At 61.7% G+C, this 14,322-nt stretch carries 18 protein-coding genes; 16 read left to right on the plus strand and 2 right to left on the minus strand.

Annotated features, from left to right (window positions below):
- Nucleotides 1-72 precede the first annotated feature (72 nt).
- Both glpK and ISS20_RS00995 read right to left on the minus strand, forming a co-directional pair.
- The gene (gene glpK / locus ISS20_RS00990; RefSeq protein ID WP_291432834.1) at nt 73-1,566 is read right to left on the minus strand and encodes a glycerol kinase GlpK; all 1,494 of its coding nucleotides are present in this window, start codon (nt 1,564-1,566) and stop codon (nt 73-75) included.
- 21 nt (nt 1,567-1,587) lie between these two features.
- Complete coding sequence (locus tag ISS20_RS00995; protein ID WP_099729089.1) at nt 1,588-2,352, minus strand: DeoR/GlpR family DNA-binding transcription regulator; 765 nt, start codon at nt 2,350-2,352, stop codon at nt 1,588-1,590.
- Nucleotides 2,353-2,587: 235 nt separating this feature from the next.
- Between ISS20_RS00995 and ISS20_RS01000 the strand changes: the two genes are divergently transcribed.
- The 16 genes from ISS20_RS01000 to rpmD all read left to right on the plus strand — a co-directional run bounded on the left by ISS20_RS01000 (nt 2,588) and on the right by rpmD (nt 14,319).
- Entirely contained in the window at nt 2,588-3,679 is a 1,092-nt protein-coding gene (locus ISS20_RS01000) for an ABC transporter ATP-binding protein (RefSeq protein WP_099729090.1), read from the plus strand.
- A 1-nt stretch (nt 3,680) separates the two neighbouring features.
- Entirely contained in the window at nt 3,681-4,772 is a 1,092-nt protein-coding gene (locus ISS20_RS01005; protein ID WP_291432839.1) for an ABC transporter ATP-binding protein, read from the plus strand.
- 58 nt (nt 4,773-4,830) lie between these two features.
- Entirely contained in the window at nt 4,831-5,727 is an 897-nt protein-coding gene (locus tag ISS20_RS01010; RefSeq protein WP_099729092.1) for a sugar ABC transporter permease, read from the plus strand.
- Nucleotides 5,720-6,532 carry a carbohydrate ABC transporter permease gene (locus ISS20_RS01015; RefSeq protein WP_099729093.1) on the plus strand — a complete coding sequence of 271 codons (813 nt, stop codon included), beginning with the start codon at nt 5,720-5,722 and terminating at the stop codon, nt 6,530-6,532. Before ISS20_RS01010 ends, ISS20_RS01015 begins: the two co-directional genes overlap by 8 nt.
- Nucleotides 6,533-6,544: 12 nt before the next feature.
- Nucleotides 6,545-6,853 carry a DUF2160 domain-containing protein gene (locus ISS20_RS01020; protein WP_099729094.1) on the plus strand — a complete coding sequence of 103 codons (309 nt, stop codon included), beginning with the start codon at nt 6,545-6,547 and terminating at the stop codon, nt 6,851-6,853.
- A 113-nt stretch (nt 6,854-6,966) separates the two neighbouring features.
- A complete protein-coding gene (locus ISS20_RS01025) occupies nt 6,967-8,697 on the plus strand; it encodes an ABC transporter substrate-binding protein (RefSeq protein WP_099729095.1) in 1,731 nt (576 codons plus the stop codon).
- Between the two features lie 188 nt (nt 8,698-8,885).
- Nucleotides 8,886-10,478 carry a glycerol-3-phosphate dehydrogenase/oxidase gene (locus tag ISS20_RS01030; protein ID WP_291432844.1) on the plus strand — a complete coding sequence of 531 codons (1,593 nt, stop codon included), beginning with the start codon at nt 8,886-8,888 and terminating at the stop codon, nt 10,476-10,478.
- A 194-nt stretch (nt 10,479-10,672) separates the two neighbouring features.
- Nucleotides 10,673-11,041: a 50S ribosomal protein L14 gene (gene rplN / locus ISS20_RS01035; RefSeq protein ID WP_007861702.1), complete on the plus strand. Its 369-nt coding sequence runs from the start codon at nt 10,673-10,675 to the stop codon at nt 11,039-11,041.
- Between the two features lie 9 nt (nt 11,042-11,050).
- Nucleotides 11,051-11,371: a 50S ribosomal protein L24 gene (rplX, locus tag ISS20_RS01040; RefSeq protein WP_008906524.1), complete on the plus strand. Its 321-nt coding sequence runs from the start codon at nt 11,051-11,053 to the stop codon at nt 11,369-11,371.
- Nucleotides 11,372-11,380: 9 nt separating this feature from the next.
- The gene (gene rplE, locus ISS20_RS01045) at nt 11,381-11,920 is read left to right on the plus strand and encodes a 50S ribosomal protein L5 (protein WP_005793632.1); all 540 of its coding nucleotides are present in this window, start codon (nt 11,381-11,383) and stop codon (nt 11,918-11,920) included.
- An 8-nt stretch (nt 11,921-11,928) separates the two neighbouring features.
- Complete coding sequence (gene rpsN / locus ISS20_RS01050) at nt 11,929-12,234, plus strand: 30S ribosomal protein S14 (protein ID WP_015016017.1); 306 nt, start codon at nt 11,929-11,931, stop codon at nt 12,232-12,234.
- Nucleotides 12,235-12,254: 20 nt separating this feature from the next.
- On the plus strand, nt 12,255-12,650 hold the full coding sequence (rpsH, locus tag ISS20_RS01055) for a 30S ribosomal protein S8 (RefSeq protein WP_291432885.1): 396 nt from the start codon (nt 12,255-12,257) through the stop codon (nt 12,648-12,650).
- Between the two features lie 25 nt (nt 12,651-12,675).
- Nucleotides 12,676-13,209, plus strand: coding sequence for a 50S ribosomal protein L6 (rplF, locus tag ISS20_RS01060; protein WP_056065384.1), 534 nt, complete (start codon nt 12,676-12,678; stop codon nt 13,207-13,209).
- An 11-nt stretch (nt 13,210-13,220) separates the two neighbouring features.
- Entirely contained in the window at nt 13,221-13,586 is a 366-nt protein-coding gene (rplR, locus tag ISS20_RS01065) for a 50S ribosomal protein L18 (RefSeq protein WP_005793639.1), read from the plus strand.
- A 17-nt stretch (nt 13,587-13,603) separates the two neighbouring features.
- Nucleotides 13,604-14,122: a 30S ribosomal protein S5 gene (gene rpsE / locus ISS20_RS01070; RefSeq protein WP_015016014.1), complete on the plus strand. Its 519-nt coding sequence runs from the start codon at nt 13,604-13,606 to the stop codon at nt 14,120-14,122.
- 14 nt (nt 14,123-14,136) lie between these two features.
- The gene (gene rpmD / locus ISS20_RS01075; RefSeq protein WP_005793644.1) at nt 14,137-14,319 is read left to right on the plus strand and encodes a 50S ribosomal protein L30; all 183 of its coding nucleotides are present in this window, start codon (nt 14,137-14,139) and stop codon (nt 14,317-14,319) included.
- The last annotated feature ends 3 nt before the right edge of the window (nt 14,320-14,322 follow it).

Below are 14,322 nucleotides of genomic sequence, written 5' to 3' on the forward strand. Positions count from 1 at the left end.
GGAGGTGCAAGGTGGCAACAACAGGGGCCACGATGGTAGCGCCGCCGCGTTGCCACCCGGCGCGCGGCGGGTTCAATCGGCTGTCGTTTGGCGAACGGCGTGTTCCCAGTTCGCCATCAGCTCCTGCGCACGCGCGCTGCTGAGCGTGGGCACAAAGCGGCGGTCGGCGCGCCACAACCGCGAGAGTTCATCCGTGCTGCGGTACACGCCGCTTGACAGCCCTGCCAGGTAGGCGGCGCCCAGGGCGGTGGTCTCGATGACGGCCGGGCGCACCACCGGGATGCCCAGCAGGTCGGCTTGGAACTGCATCAGCAAGTCGTTGATGCAGGCGCCACCGTCCACGCGCAGTTCGCTCACGGGCGCACCGCCCGCAGCCACTGCGTCGCGGCTCATGGCCAGCAGCAGGGCAGCGCTCTGATAGGCAATGCTTTCGAGCGCTGCGCGCGCAATGTGGCCCAGTGTGGTGCCACGCGTGAGGCCCGTGATGGTGCCGCGTGCGTCAGGCTTCCAGTAGGGGGCGCCCAGGCCGGTGAAGGCGGGCACCATCATCACGCCGCCCGAATCGGGCACGCTTTGGGCCAGTGACTCCACCTCGTTGCTGGTGGAGATGGCGCGCAGGCCGTCGCGCAGCCACTGCACCACTGCGCCGCCGACAAACACACTGCCTTCCATCGCAAATTCAGGTTGCGCCGTCGCCTGTGCCGCACTGGTGGTGAGCAGGCCGTTCTGCGATGTCTGGAACGTGCCGCCTGTGTGCATGAGCATGAAGCAGCCTGTGCCATAGGTGTTCTTGGCCATGCCCGCCGTGAAGCAGGCCTGGCCGAACAGCGCGCTTTGCTGGTCACCTGCCACGCCGCCAATGCGGATGGCGTGGCCCAGCAGGTCGGCCGCGATGTCGCCAAAGTGGGCGCTGGACGGCAGCACCTCGGGCATCAGCGCCTTGGGAATACGCAGCAGCGCCAGCAGCTCGTCGTCCCACTGGTTGGTGTGCACATTGAACAGCATGGTGCGCGAGGCGTTGCTCACGTCCGTCACATGCACCTGGCCGTGGGTGAGCTTCCACATCAGCCAGCTGTCCACCGTGCCAAAGGCCAGCTCACCGCGCTCGGCCGCATCGCGTGCGCCCGGCACATGGTCCAGCAGCCATTGCAGCTTGGTGCCCGAGAAGTAGGCGTCCACCAGCAGGCCGGTCTTGGCCTGGATGGTGGCGGCATGGCCTTGTTCGCGCAGCTGGGCGCAGGCGGGTTCGGCGCGCCGGTCCTGCCACACGATGGCGTGGTGCACGGGCTGCCCGGTTTGGCGGTTCCACAGCACGGTGGTTTCGCGCTGGTTGGTGATGCCGACAGCGCGTATGTCGCTGGCCGCAATGCCCGCCTTGGCCAGCGCATCGCGTGCGGTAGCGAGCTGGGTGCGCCAGATCTCCAGCGGGTCGTGCTCCACCCAGCCGGGCTGGGGGTAGATCTGCGGCAGCTCCAGCTGCGCCTGCGCCACGATGTGGCCGCCTTCGTCAAAAACGATGCTGCGGGAGCTGGAGGTGCCTTGGTCGAGAGCGAGCAGGTAGGTCATGAGGGCAAAGGATAGGTGAAGCTACGCAGCTACCGTGCAGATGACTTCAGCATCTTGCAGAAGGGCCGGGAAGGGCTCGGGCGGCGGTGCGTCGGTGAACAGGCGGTCGATCTGCGCCAGCGTGGCCAGCTGCACCATGGCCGGGCGGTTGAACTTGCTGAAGTCGGCCGCCAGCCAGACCTCGCGCGCGTGCTCGATGATGGTTTGCGCCACCTTCACTTCGCGGTAGTCGAAGTCGCGCAGCGACCCGTCGGGCTCGATACCCGAAATGCCGATGAGCGCAATGTCCACCTTGAACTGGCGGATGAAGTCCACGGCGGCTTCGCCCACGATGCCCCGGTCGCGGGCGCGCACCACACCGCCGGCCACGATCACCTCGCACTCGGGGTTGCCGCTCAGGATGGCCGCCACATTGAGGTTGTTGGTGATCACGCGCAGGCCCCGGTGGTGCAGCAGCGCCTTGGCAATGGCCTCGGTGGTGGTGCCGATGTTCAGGATCAGCGAGCAGTCGTTGGGCACCTGTTCGGCCACGGCGCGCGCAATGCGCGCCTTGCCTTCGGCATGCAGGTTTTCGCGCTGGGTGTGCGCCAGGTTCTCCACCGTGGAGCTGGGCACGCGCACGCCGCCATGAAAGCGCGTGAGCAGTCCCGACTCTGCCAGGCGCTGCACATCGCGGCGCACCGTCTGCAGTGTGACCCCCAGCGTTTCGGCGAGCTGTTCCACCGTGGCGGACTTGCGCGCGCGCACTTCTTCGAGGAGTTGGAGTTGGCGGGGATTGGTGTTCACGGTGGGGTGTTGTGCGCAGTGTTATGTCACCGAATCGTAACGAATCTGAAACATTCGCTTTGGTGGCTGGCGACACGCTAAAGACTGTAAATCGAACAAAAACGAATTGATTAAGGGTAAACCTTGATTCAATTCGAACAAAAAGGAACAAAAATGAAAAAGTTCGAAATTTGAGGGCTGCCGCGAGTGTGTGCAGTCCTTTCACACAGGCCCAAGGGCCGGAAGAGGATGCTTCATGCAGCTGGCGTTGGACAGCATCAGCAAAAAAGTCGGGGCGCAGACCTGGCTGTACGACATGAATTTGTCGCTGCAGCCCAATGCCGTGACAGTGTTGCTGGGGGCGACCCAGGCGGGCAAGACCAGCCTGATGCGCATCATGGCGGGGCTGGATGTGCCCACCCATGGACGCGTGTTGGTTGATGGCCGGGACGTGACGGGCACCCCTGTGCGCGACCGCAATGTGGCCATGGTGTACCAACAGTTCATCAACTACCCCTCGATGAAGGTGGCGGCCAACATTGCGTCGCCCCTGAAGCTGCGCGGCGAAAAGAACATCGACGCCCGGGTGCGTGAGATCGCAAGCCGCCTGCACATCGACATGTTTCTGGACCGCTACCCGGCCGAGCTGTCGGGAGGGCAGCAGCAGCGCGTGGCACTGGCCCGCGCCCTCGCCAAGGGTGCGCCGCTGATGCTGCTGGACGAACCCCTGGTGAACCTGGACTACAAGCTGCGCGAAGAGCTGCGCGAGGAGCTGACCCAGCTGTTTGCTGCCGGCCAGTCCACTGTGGTTTATGCCACTACCGAGCCGGGCGAGGCCCTGCTGCTGGGTGGCTACACCGCCGTACTCGACGAAGGTCAGTTGCTGCAGTACGGCCCGACGGCCGAGGTGTTCCACGCGCCCAACTCGCTGCGTGTGGCGCGCGCTTTCAGTGACCCGCCGATGAACCTGATTGCTGCCTCGGCCGCCACTGCCGGTGTCCGCCTGCAGGGCGGGGTGGAGCTGGCCGTGCACCTGCCGCAAGGTGTGGCCACGGCGGCTGGGCTCACGGTGGGCGTGCGCGCGAGTGCGCTGCGCGTGGTGGCGCGCCAGGGCGACATCAGCGTGGGTGGGGTGGTGGAGCTGGCGGAAATCTCGGGGTCGGATACCTTTGTGCACGCGACCACACCCTGGGGCGACTTGGTGGCACAGCTGACCGGTGTGCATTACTTTGAACTGGGCACGCCCATCACGCTGCACCTGGACCCAGCCCAGGTCTATGTGTTTGGCGCCGACGGCCGACTGGCGTGGGCGCCTGCGCGGCCTGTTACTGCACAAGGAGGGCGTTGAGATGGCCCGCATCAGTCTGGATTTGGCGCATTCGTACAAGCCGAACCCGCAGCAGGACAGCGACTACGCCCTGCTGCCTTTGAAGATGGAGTTCGAGGACGGTGGCGCTTACGCGCTGCTCGGTCCCTCGGGCTGTGGCAAGACCACCATGCTCAACATCATGTCGGGCTTGCTTGTGCCGTCACACGGCAAGGTGCTGTTTGATGACCGCGACGTGACGCGTGCCAGCCCGCAGGAGCGCAACATTGCGCAGGTGTTCCAGTTCCCGGTGATCTACGACACCATGACGGTGGCCGAGAACCTGGCGTTCCCGCTGCGCAACCGCAAGGTGCCCGAGGCGCAGATCAAGCAGCGTGTGGGCGTGATCGCCGAGATGCTGGAGATGAGTGGCCAGCTCAACCAGCGTGCGGCAGGCCTTGCGGCCGATGCCAAGCAGAAGATTTCTCTGGGCCGTGGACTGGTGCGCGCCGATGTGGCGGCCGTGCTGTTCGATGAGCCGCTCACGGTGATCGACCCGCACCTCAAGTGGCAGCTGCGGCGCAAGCTCAAGCAGATTCACCACGAACTCAAACTCACGCTGATCTACGTGACCCATGACCAGGTGGAGGCGCTGACCTTTGCGGACCAGGTGGTGGTGATGACGCGCGGCAAGGCCGTGCAGGTGGGGTCTGCCGACGCCTTGTTCGAGCGACCTGCGCATACTTTTGTGGGGCACTTCATTGGCTCGCCGGGCATGAACTTTTTGTCTGCGCACAGCGAGGGCGACAGTATCGCTGTGGCCGGGCATCGCCTGGCCAGCCCCGTGGGCCGTACGCTGCCGAACGGTGCCCTGCAGGTCGGCATCCGGCCCGAATACCTGGCCCTGGCCCAGCCGCAGCAGCCGGGCGCATTACCTTGCATGGTGGTGCAAGTGCAGGACATTGGCACCTACCTGATGCTGACCGCCAAGGTGGGCGAGCACACCGTCAAGGCGCGTTTCACACCCGAGACGCGCCTGCCGTCGGCCGGTGACACGGCGTGGCTGCAGGTGCTGGGCAACCACACCTGCTTCTACCAGAACGAACAGTTGCTGACCGCGGAGGTCGCCCCATGAGCGCCGCCCGGCCGCCCGAAGGCGCTCAGCACCGCAGTGCGCAGCACGGAGGTTTCCAATGAGCACCACGACCAAACCCGTGAACCAGAAGGCCTGGTTCCTGATCCTGCCCGTGATTTTGTGTGTGGCCTTCTCGGCCATCCTGCCGTTGATGACGGTGGTGAACTACTCGGTGCAGGACATCATTTCGCCCGAGCGCCGTGTCTTTGTAGGCACGGAATGGTTTGTGCAGGTGATGCGCGATGAGGAGCTGCACTCCGCGCTGCTGCGCCAGTTGACCTTCTCGCTGGCGGTGCTGGCGGTGGAGATTCCGCTGGGCATCATGCTGGCGCTATCCATGCCTGCGCAAGGCTGGAAGTCGTCCGCCGTGCTGGTGGTGGTGGCCCTGTCCTTGTTGATCCCCTGGAACGTGGTGGGCACTATCTGGCAGATCTATGGCCGCGCCGACATCGGCCTCATGGGCCGGCTGCTCCAGGAGATGGGCATTGAATACAGCTACACCGGCAACGCCACGCAGGCGTGGCTCACGGTGCTGCTGATGGACGTGTGGCACTGGACGCCGCTGGTCGCTCTGCTGGCCTTTGCCGGGTTGCGCTCCATCCCCGACGCTTACTACCAGGCGGCCCGCATCGACGGTGCCAGCAAGTTCGCCGTGTTCCGCTACATCCAGCTGCCCAAGATGCGCGGCGTGCTGATGATTGCGGTGCTGCTGCGCTTCATGGACAGCTTCATGATCTATACCGAGCCTTTTGTGCTCACAGGCGGCGGGCCGGGCAATGCCACCACCTTCCTGAGCCAGTACTTGACGACCAAGGCTGTGGGCCAATTCGATCTGGGCCCTGCCGCAGCGTTCTCGCTGATCTATTTCTTCATCATCCTGCTGCTGTGTTTCATCCTCTACAACTGGATGCAGCGCGTGGGTACTGCCAGCAACGAAGGAGCCGGCCATGAATGAAAAGCGCTTCCAGAAGCGGTCGATCTTCCTTGTTGTCTACCTGCTGTTCGCCCTGTTGCCCATCTACTGGATGGTCAACATGAGCTTCAAGACCAATGAGGAGATCCTTTCGACCTTCACGTTCTTTCCACAGCATTTCACCTGGGCCAACTACAAGACCATCTTCACGGATGAATCCTGGTATTCGGGCTACATCAACAGCCTGATCTATGTGGCTATCAACACGGTGATCTCGCTCACCGTGGCGCTGCCCGCAGCCTATGCATTCAGCCGCTACCAGTTCCTTGGCGACAAGCATGTGTTCTTCTGGCTGCTGACCAACCGCATGACGCCACCAGCCGTGTTTTTGCTGCCGTTCTTCCAGCTCTACACGACTGTGGGGCTCATGGACACGCACATCGCAGTGGCGCTGGCGCACTTGCTGTTCAACGTGCCGCTGGCCGTGTGGATTCTGGAAGGTTTCATGAGCGGCATTCCGCGTGAGATCGACGAGACGGCCTACATCGACGGTTACAGCTTTCCGCGCTTTTTCATGACCATCTTCTTGCCGCTTATCAAGGCCGGCGTGGGCGTTGCAGCGTTTTTCTGCTTCATGTTCAGCTGGGTGGAGCTGCTGCTGGCCCGCACGCTGACCAGCGTGAATGCCAAGCCCATCGTGGCCACCATGACGCGCACGGTGAGCGCATCGGGCATGGACTGGGCGACGCTGGCGGCAGCGGGCGTGCTGACCATCGTGCCGGGTGCGATCGTGATCTGGTTTGTTCGCCACTACATCGCAAAAGGCTTTGCGATGGGGCGGGTTTGAGGAGGCAGCGAGATGTTTGACTGGATGGCCTGGACGCTGCCCGTGGCGGTGTTCTTCATTTGCATCGTGCTGATGCTGATCGGCATGACGGTGTGGGAGATCAAGTCGCCCACCACGATGCGCAAGGGCTTTTTGCCGCTGGAGACGACGCGCGGTGATCGGCTGTTTATTGGGCTGCTGTCAGCGGCTTACGTGAATCTTATTTTTGTGGGCATCAGCGGCAAGCTGGCCCAGTGGTTCAGCCTGCAGGGCGATCCGTCGATCTGGATCAGCTTTGTGCTGTCGATGGCAGTGCTGCTGCTCATCCTGCGCAAGGGGTGAGGTGCCTGCAGGCAGCCTTGATTTCAATGGTTCCCGTCGCGCGGCTCAACCCTTCCCCGGAGCCGCGCGACCCTTGCATCCAAAGGGGAGATGACTATGAGGAGACAGGCACTATGAAGACGCGGTACACAGCGCTGGCACTGGCAGTAGCGGTCATGACGGGTCAGGCCGCCATGGCGGGCGAGGCGGAGGCCAAAAAATGGATCGACACCGAGTTCCAGCCCTCCACGCTGAGCAAAGACCAGCAGATGGCCGAGATGAAGTGGTTCATGGACGCAGCCAAGAAGCTGCAGGCCAAGGGTGTGAAGGAAATCTCGGTGGTGTCCGAAACCATCACCACCCACGAATACGAATCCAAGACGCTCGCCAAGGCGTTCGAAGAAATCACCGGCATCAAGGTTAAGCACGACCTGATCCAGGAAGGTGACGTGGTCGAGAAGCTGCAGACCTCCATGCAGTCGGGCAAATCCATCTATGACGGCTGGATCTCGGACTCGGACCTGATCGGTACGCACTACCGCTACGGCAAGATCATGAACCTGACCGACTACATGGGCGGTGCAGGCAAGGAGTGGACCAACCCCGGCATCGACATCAAGGACTACATCGGTACCAAGTTCACGACCGGGCCGGACGGCAAGCTGTACCAGCTGCCTGACCAGCAGTTTGCCAACCTGTACTGGTTCCGCGCCGACCTGTTCGACCGCAAGGACATCAAGGACAAGTTCAAGGCCAAGTACGGCTACGACCTGGGCGTGCCGCTCAACTGGAGCGCCTATGAGGACATCGCAGAGTTCTTTACCAACGACGTGAAGAATATCGACGGCAAGCCCATCTATGGCCACATGGACTACGGCAAGAAGGACCCCTCCTTGGGCTGGCGTTTCACCGACGCCTGGCTGTCCATGGCTGGCACGGCCGACATCGGCGCGCCCAATGGCCTGCCGATCGACGAATGGGGCATCCGCGTGGCTGACGATAAGTGCACACCCGTGGGCGCCTCAGTGGCCCGTGGTGGTGCGACCAATTCGCCTGCCGCCGTCTACGCCCTCACCAAGTACGTGGACTGGATGAAGAAGTACGCGCCCAAGGAGGCCACGGGCATGACCTTCGGCGAAGCTGGTCCCGTGCCTGCACAAGGCCAGATCGCGCAGCAGATCTTCTGGTACACCGCCTTCACGGCCGACATGACCAAGCCCGGCCTGCCAGTGGTGAACGCCGACGGCACCCCCAAGTGGCGCATGGCCCCCGGCCCCAACGGTCCGTACTGGAAGCAAGGCATGCAGAACGGATACCAGGACGTAGGCAGCTGGACCTTCTTCAAGGACCATGACGCCAACAAGACGGCTGCCGCCTGGCTCTACGCACAGTTCGTGACAGCCAAGACCACGTCGCTCAAGAAGACCATGGTCGGCCTGACGCCGATCCGCGAATCCGACATCCAGTCCAAGGCCATGACCGACATGGCGCCCAAGCTGGGAGGTCTGGTCGAGTTCTACCGCAGCCCGGCCCGCGTTGCATGGTCGCCCACTGGTACCAATGTGCCTGACTACCCCAAGCTGGCGCAGCTGTGGTGGAAGAACGTGGCACAGGCTGTGACGGGTGAAAAGACCCCCCAAGGCGCCATGGACACGCTGGCTGACGAGATGGACCAGGTGATGGCCCGTCTGGAGCGTGCGGGCATGGCACATTGCGCACCCAAGCTGAACCCCAAGAGCGATCCCTCCAAGTGGCTCAGCGACAAGCAAGCGCCTTGGGCCAAGCTGGCCAATGAGAAGCCAAAGGGCCAGACGATTGCCTACAACACGCTGCTGCAGGCGTGGAAGGACGGCAAGACGCGCTGATCCTCAGATCAAGGTGTTGTTGTAATCACCATTGATCGGCAGCCAAGGCCCAAAAGGTCTCTGGCTGCCTTTTTTGCTCCATACCGCCCTCGGCCCCTGTGCGGCTGCGGGGCGGGTTTTCACCCCGGGAGTGTCAGGAATTCAAGGGTAAACCCTTGGTTTTTACTCCGCCCATGGACAATCACCCCATGACCATTGCCACCGCTCCCCTTCCCACACGGCGCGCCGACCTCCTGGCCCGCCTCGCCCAGCCGCACCACTATGACCTCGCCGTGATCGGCGGCGGCGCGACGGGTCTGGGGGTAGCTCTGGATGCTGCCGCGCGTGGTTTCAGCGTGGTCCTGGTGGATTCGCACGACTTCGCCAAAGGGACTTCGTCCCGCGCCACCAAGCTGGTGCATGGCGGTGTTCGTTACTTGGCGCAGGGCAATATTGCGCTGGTGCGCGAGGCGCTGCATGAGCGCACAACGCTGCTGCACAACGCGCCCCATCTGGCGCAACCGCTGCCTTTTGTGATGCCGTCGTACCGTTTCTGGGAAACGCCGTTCTATGGCATCGGTCTCATGATGTACGACGCTCTTGCTGGCAAGGCCGGTCTGGGCGCTACCGAGTTTCTGGGGCGCGCTCGAACCCTGCAATGCCTTCCGACAGCCCGTACCGAGGGTCTCAAGGGTGGTGTCAAGTATTGGGACGGCCAGTTTGATGACGCTCGCTTGGCCTTGGCTCTGGCGCGTACGGCTGCGAGCCTGGGGGCGTTGGTTGTCAATTACTGTCCCGCACGGTCGCTGGTCCACGAGGCGGGCAAGGTCGTGGGTTTTGTCTGCGAGGACACGGACAGTGGCCAGCAGTTCACGGTGCGCGCCCGGTCGGTGGTCAACGCCACGGGTGTGTGGGTGGACACGCTGCGCCAGATGGACGGTGAAGCCATCGGGCGGCCCGTCAAGCCCATGGTGGCACCCAGCCAGGGGGTGCACATTGTGGTGGACCGGGAGTTCCTGCCGTCTGACCACGCGCTGATGGTGCCCAAGACTGCCGATGGCCGCGTGTTGTTTGCCGTGCCATGGCTCGGCAAACTCATTTTGGGGACCACCGACAGCCCGCGCCAGGACGTGGTGCGTGAACCTGAACCCTTCCAGGAGGAGGTGCGGTTCATTCTGGAGGAGTCTGCGCGCTATCTAACCCGTGCGCCCCGTGTCGAGGACATTCGCAGTATCTGGGTGGGCTTGCGTCCGCTGGTCAAGCCGCAGGACGACGATGGTGACAACACCAAGAAGATCAGTCGGGAGCACACCGTACTGGCCAGCCGCAGTGGCCTGATCACCGTGACCGGTGGAAAATGGACCACTTACCGGGCAATGGCGGAAGATGTGTTGCAAAAATGCTTCACCACGGGCCTGCTGCCGGAAAAGCCGGCCGGTGTGACCAACCATCTGCCCCTGGTGGGAACCCCCGGAGAGCCCGTGCAGCACCGCATCAGCGATGCCCAGGGCCTCCACTCTTACGGCAGTGAAGCGGCCGCAGTGTTGGGAATGCCGGGTGCGCAGGCCGATCTGGGCGGCGGCTTGACGGAGGCTATGGTGCGCTTTGCGGCCCGCTATGAATATGCCTGCACGGTGGAAGATGTGCTGGCGCGGCGTTCGCGCCTGCTGTTCCTGGATGCCCGCAAAGCCATAGACCTGGCGCCGGTTGTCGCGGGCATCCTGCGCGAGGAACTGGGCGCCGACCCGCAATTGGAGGCCTTTCTGGCCCTGGCGCAACAATATCTGCATGTGCCTGCATAACACTCGCTTGACTTCCCAAAAGTCTTTTGCAATAATCGAGGGCTTCGCGTTTCCTACGTGAAGTTTCTGCCCAGCGGGAAGTGCTGCAAATGGTTTGCGGTGCGGACGACGGGCCCAAGACTGACTGGCTGATCTTCAGCCCTCGAGAAGTTCTCTGGGGCTGTTGTCTTCTGGTGCAAGTTGGGAATATTGAAATGATCCAGACAGAATCTCGGTTAGAGGTTGCCGACAATACCGGCGCCAAGTCCGTCCTTTGCATCAAGGTGCTGGGTGGCTCGAAGCGTCGCTATGCAAGCGTTGGCGACATCATCAAGGTGAGCATCAAAGAAGCCGCTCCACGTGGCCGCGTCAAAAAAGGCGAGGTTTACAGTGCAGTGGTGGTTCGCACGGCGAAGGGTATTCGTCGCGGCGATGGTTCGCTCGTCAAATTCGATGGCAACGCCGCAGTGTTGCTGAATGCAAAGTTGGAGCCTATCGGCACCCGCATCTTTGGACCCGTGACGCGTGAACTGCGTACCGAAAAGTTCATGAAGATCGTGTCCTTGGCTCCTGAAGTTCTCTAAGGACGCGCCATGAACAAGATTCGCAAGGGCGACGAAGTCATCGTGCTGACCGGCCGTGACAAGGGCAAGCGCGGCACTGTGTCGCTGCGCAAAGATGACTCCCACCTCGTCATCGACGGTATCAATTTGGTCAAGAAGCATGCCAAGCCGAACCCGATGAAGGGTACGACCGGCGGCATCATCGAAAAGGCCATGCCGATTCACCAGTCCAATGTGGCCATCTTCAATGCTGCTACCGGCAAGGCTGATCGCGTGGGCATCAAGGTGCAGGCTGACGGCACACGCGTTCGTGTGTTCAAGTCCAGCGGCGCTGAAATCAAGGCGGCCTAAGGGGTAAACATGGCACGACTCCAAGAAATTTACCGCGACAAGATCGCACCCGAGCTGACCAAGCAGTTCGGTTACACCTCGCCGATGCAGGTTCCCCGTCTGACCAAGATCACCCTGAACATGGGCGTGAGCGAAGCAGTCTCGGACAAGAAGGTGATGGACAACGCCGTGGCCGACCTGACCAAGATTGCTGGTCAGAAGCCTGTGGTGACCAAGGCCAAGAAGGCTATCGCCGGTTTCAAGATCCGCGAAGGTCAAGCCATCGGTTGCATGGTCACGCTGCGTGGCGTGCAGATGTATGAGTTCCTGGATCGTTTCGTGACCGTGGCGCTGCCTCGCGTTCGTGACTTCCGTGGTATCTCCGGTCGCGCCTTCGATGGCCGTGGCAACTACAACATCGGCGTCAAAGAACAGATCATCTTCCCTGAAATTGAGTACGACAAGGTTGACGCCCTGCGCGGTCTCAATATCAGCATCACCACGACGGCCAAGTCCGACGAAGAAGCCAAGGCGCTTCTCGCTGGTTTCCGTTTCCCGTTCAAGAACTGAGGCGAAGCATGGCTAAAGTAGCTTTGATCCAGCGCGAACTGAAGCGCGAAAAACTGGCAGCCAAGTACGCAACCAAGTATGCGGAACTGAAGGCAATCGCTGGCGATGCCAAGCGCAGCGACGAAGAGCGTGATGCAGCCCGCCTGGGCCTGCAAAAGCTCCCGCGTAACGCCAACCCCACACGTCAGCGCAACCGTTGCGAAATCACCGGTCGTCCACGTGGCACCTTCCGTCAATTCGGTCTGGCTCGCGCCAAGATCCGCGAACTGGCTTTCAATGGCGACATCCCTGGTGTCACCAAGGCCAGCTGGTAAGCAGGCAGGAGAGATTAAACATGAGCATGAGTGATCCCATCGCTGACTTGCTGACCCGCATCCGTAATGCACAGATGGTCTCCAAGGCCACGGTTCAGGTGCCTTCTTCCAAAGTGAAGATTGCCATCGCCCAGGTGCTGAAGGACGAAGGTTACATCGACGGCTTCCAGGTCAAGACCGAAGCTGGCAAGTCCGAACTCGAAATTGCCCTGAAGTATTACGCAGGCCGTCCAGTGATTGAACGCATCGAGCGCGTCAGCCGCCCTGGTCTGCGTGTCTACAAAGGCCGTGATTCCATTCCACAAGTCATGAACGGTCTGGGTGTGGCAATTGTCACAACTCCCAAGGGTGTGATGACTGATCGCAAGGCGCGCGCTACCGGTGTCGGTGGCGAAGTGCTCTGCTACGTGGCCTAACCCGCGGCATTGAGGAGAAACTGAAATGTCCCGAGTAGGAAAAATGCCCGTGACCATCCCCGCAGGTGTGGATGTGTCCGTGAAGAGTGACCAGATCTCCGTGAAGGGCTCTGGCGGCACGCTGTCGCTGGCGCAAAACGCGCTGGTGAAGGTGTCGAGCAATGAAGGCAAGCTCAGCTTTGAGCCTGCCAATGATTCCCGCGAAGCCAATGCCATGAGCGGCACGATTCGCCAGTTGGTCAACAACATGGTGGTCGGCGTCAGCAAGGGCTTCGAAAAGAAGCTGAGCTTGGTAGGCGTGGGTTACAAGGCTGCTGCAGCCGGTTCCAAGCTGAACCTGGCCGTCGGCTATTCGCACCCGGTCAACATCGAGATGCCCGCTGGTATCACGGTTGCCACCCCTACCCCCACTGAAGTGGTGATCAAGGGTGCTGATCGTCAACGCGTCGGTCAGATCGCCGCTGAGATCCGTGCTGTTCGTCCACCCGAGCCCTACAAGGGCAAGGGCATCCGCTACGCGGACGAAAAGATCACGATCAAAGAGACCAAGAAGAAATAAGGAGCTGCAACATGTTGACCAAGAAAGAGCAGCGTCTTCGTCGTTCGCGCCAGACCCGCATCCGCATTGCACAGCAAGGCGTGGCTCGTCTCACCGTGAACCGTACGAACCTCCATATCTACGCCAGTGTGATTTCCGGCGACGGCAGCAAGGTGCTGGCAAGCGCTTCGACGGCAGAAGCCGATGTGCGCAAGTCGCTCGGCGGTTCGGGCAAGGGTGGCAATGCCGCTGCAGCCCAGATCATCGGCAAGCGTATCGCTGAGAAGGCGAAAGCTGCGGGTGTCGAGAAGGTTGCATTTGATCGCGCAGGCTTTGCCTACCACGGTCGCGTCAAGGCCCTGGCCGACGCAGCCCGTGAAGCCGGCCTGCAGTTCTAAGCGGAGCGGAATAAAAAATGGCTAAATTTCAACCCAAAGTGCAAGACGAAGGTCGTGACGACGGTCTGCGCGAAAAAATGATCGCGGTCAACCGCGTGACCAAAGTCGTGAAGGGTGGCCGTATCCTCGGTTTCGCCGCACTGACTGTGGTTGGCGACGGTGACGGCCGCGTGGGCATGGGTAAGGGCAAGTCCAAGGAAGTGCCTGCTGCCGTGCAGAAGGCGATGGAAGAAGCCCGCCGCAACATGGTCAAGGTGTCCCTGAAGAACGGCACCATTTATCACAACGTTACCGGCCACCATGGCGCGGCAGTAGTGATGATGGCTCCCGCTCCCAAGGGTACCGGTATCATCGCTGGCGGCCCAATGCGCGCTGTCTTTGAAGTGCTGGGTGTGACCGACATCGTGGCCAAGAGCCACGGCTCGTCGAATCCCTACAACATGGTCCGTGCTACCTTTGACGCGCTCGTCAACTCGACGACTCCGTCGAACGTGGCAGCCAAGCGCGGCAAGACAGTCGAAGACATCTTCGCCTGAACCGGAGCCTGAATATGACAACGCAACAAACAGTCAAGATTCAACTGGTGCGCAGCCCGATTGGCACCAAGGAATCGCACCGCGCCACCGTTCGTGGCCTGGGTCTGCGCAAGCTGAACAGCGTCAGCGAATTGAAGGATTCGCCCGAAGTTCGCGGCATGATTAACAAGATCAGCTACCTGGTCAAAATCGTCTGAGAG

The organism is Acidovorax sp. (assembly GCF_016783915.1).
GTDB lineage: Bacteria > Pseudomonadota > Gammaproteobacteria > Burkholderiales > Burkholderiaceae_C > Acidovorax.

Bases quoted from the DNA above. Each gene is read 5' to 3' on its own strand.
- glpK (WP_291432834.1), bottom strand. From the start codon at position 1,566: ATGACCTACCTGCTCGCTCTCGACCAAGGCACCTCCAGCTCCCGCAGC.
- ISS20_RS01000 (WP_099729090.1), top strand. From the start codon at position 2,588: ATGCAGCTGGCGTTGGACAGCATCAGCAAAAAAGTCGGGGCGCAGACC.
- ISS20_RS01005 (WP_291432839.1), top strand. From the start codon at position 3,681: ATGGCCCGCATCAGTCTGGATTTGGCGCATTCGTACAAGCCGAACCCG.
- ISS20_RS01010 (WP_099729092.1), top strand. From the start codon at position 4,831: ATGAGCACCACGACCAAACCCGTGAACCAGAAGGCCTGGTTCCTGATC.
- ISS20_RS01015 (WP_099729093.1), top strand. From the start codon at position 5,720: ATGAATGAAAAGCGCTTCCAGAAGCGGTCGATCTTCCTTGTTGTCTAC.
- ISS20_RS01020 (WP_099729094.1), top strand. From the start codon at position 6,545: ATGTTTGACTGGATGGCCTGGACGCTGCCCGTGGCGGTGTTCTTCATT.
- ISS20_RS01025 (WP_099729095.1), top strand. From the start codon at position 6,967: ATGAAGACGCGGTACACAGCGCTGGCACTGGCAGTAGCGGTCATGACG.
- ISS20_RS01030 (WP_291432844.1), top strand. From the start codon at position 8,886: ATGACCATTGCCACCGCTCCCCTTCCCACACGGCGCGCCGACCTCCTG.
- rplN (WP_007861702.1), top strand. From the start codon at position 10,673: ATGATCCAGACAGAATCTCGGTTAGAGGTTGCCGACAATACCGGCGCC.
- rplX (WP_008906524.1), top strand. From the start codon at position 11,051: ATGAACAAGATTCGCAAGGGCGACGAAGTCATCGTGCTGACCGGCCGT.
- rplE (WP_005793632.1), top strand. From the start codon at position 11,381: ATGGCACGACTCCAAGAAATTTACCGCGACAAGATCGCACCCGAGCTG.
- rpsN (WP_015016017.1), top strand. From the start codon at position 11,929: ATGGCTAAAGTAGCTTTGATCCAGCGCGAACTGAAGCGCGAAAAACTG.
- rpsH (WP_291432885.1), top strand. From the start codon at position 12,255: ATGAGCATGAGTGATCCCATCGCTGACTTGCTGACCCGCATCCGTAAT.
- rplF (WP_056065384.1), top strand. From the start codon at position 12,676: ATGTCCCGAGTAGGAAAAATGCCCGTGACCATCCCCGCAGGTGTGGAT.
- rplR (WP_005793639.1), top strand. From the start codon at position 13,221: ATGTTGACCAAGAAAGAGCAGCGTCTTCGTCGTTCGCGCCAGACCCGC.
- rpsE (WP_015016014.1), top strand. From the start codon at position 13,604: ATGGCTAAATTTCAACCCAAAGTGCAAGACGAAGGTCGTGACGACGGT.
- rpmD (WP_005793644.1), top strand. From the start codon at position 14,137: ATGACAACGCAACAAACAGTCAAGATTCAACTGGTGCGCAGCCCGATT.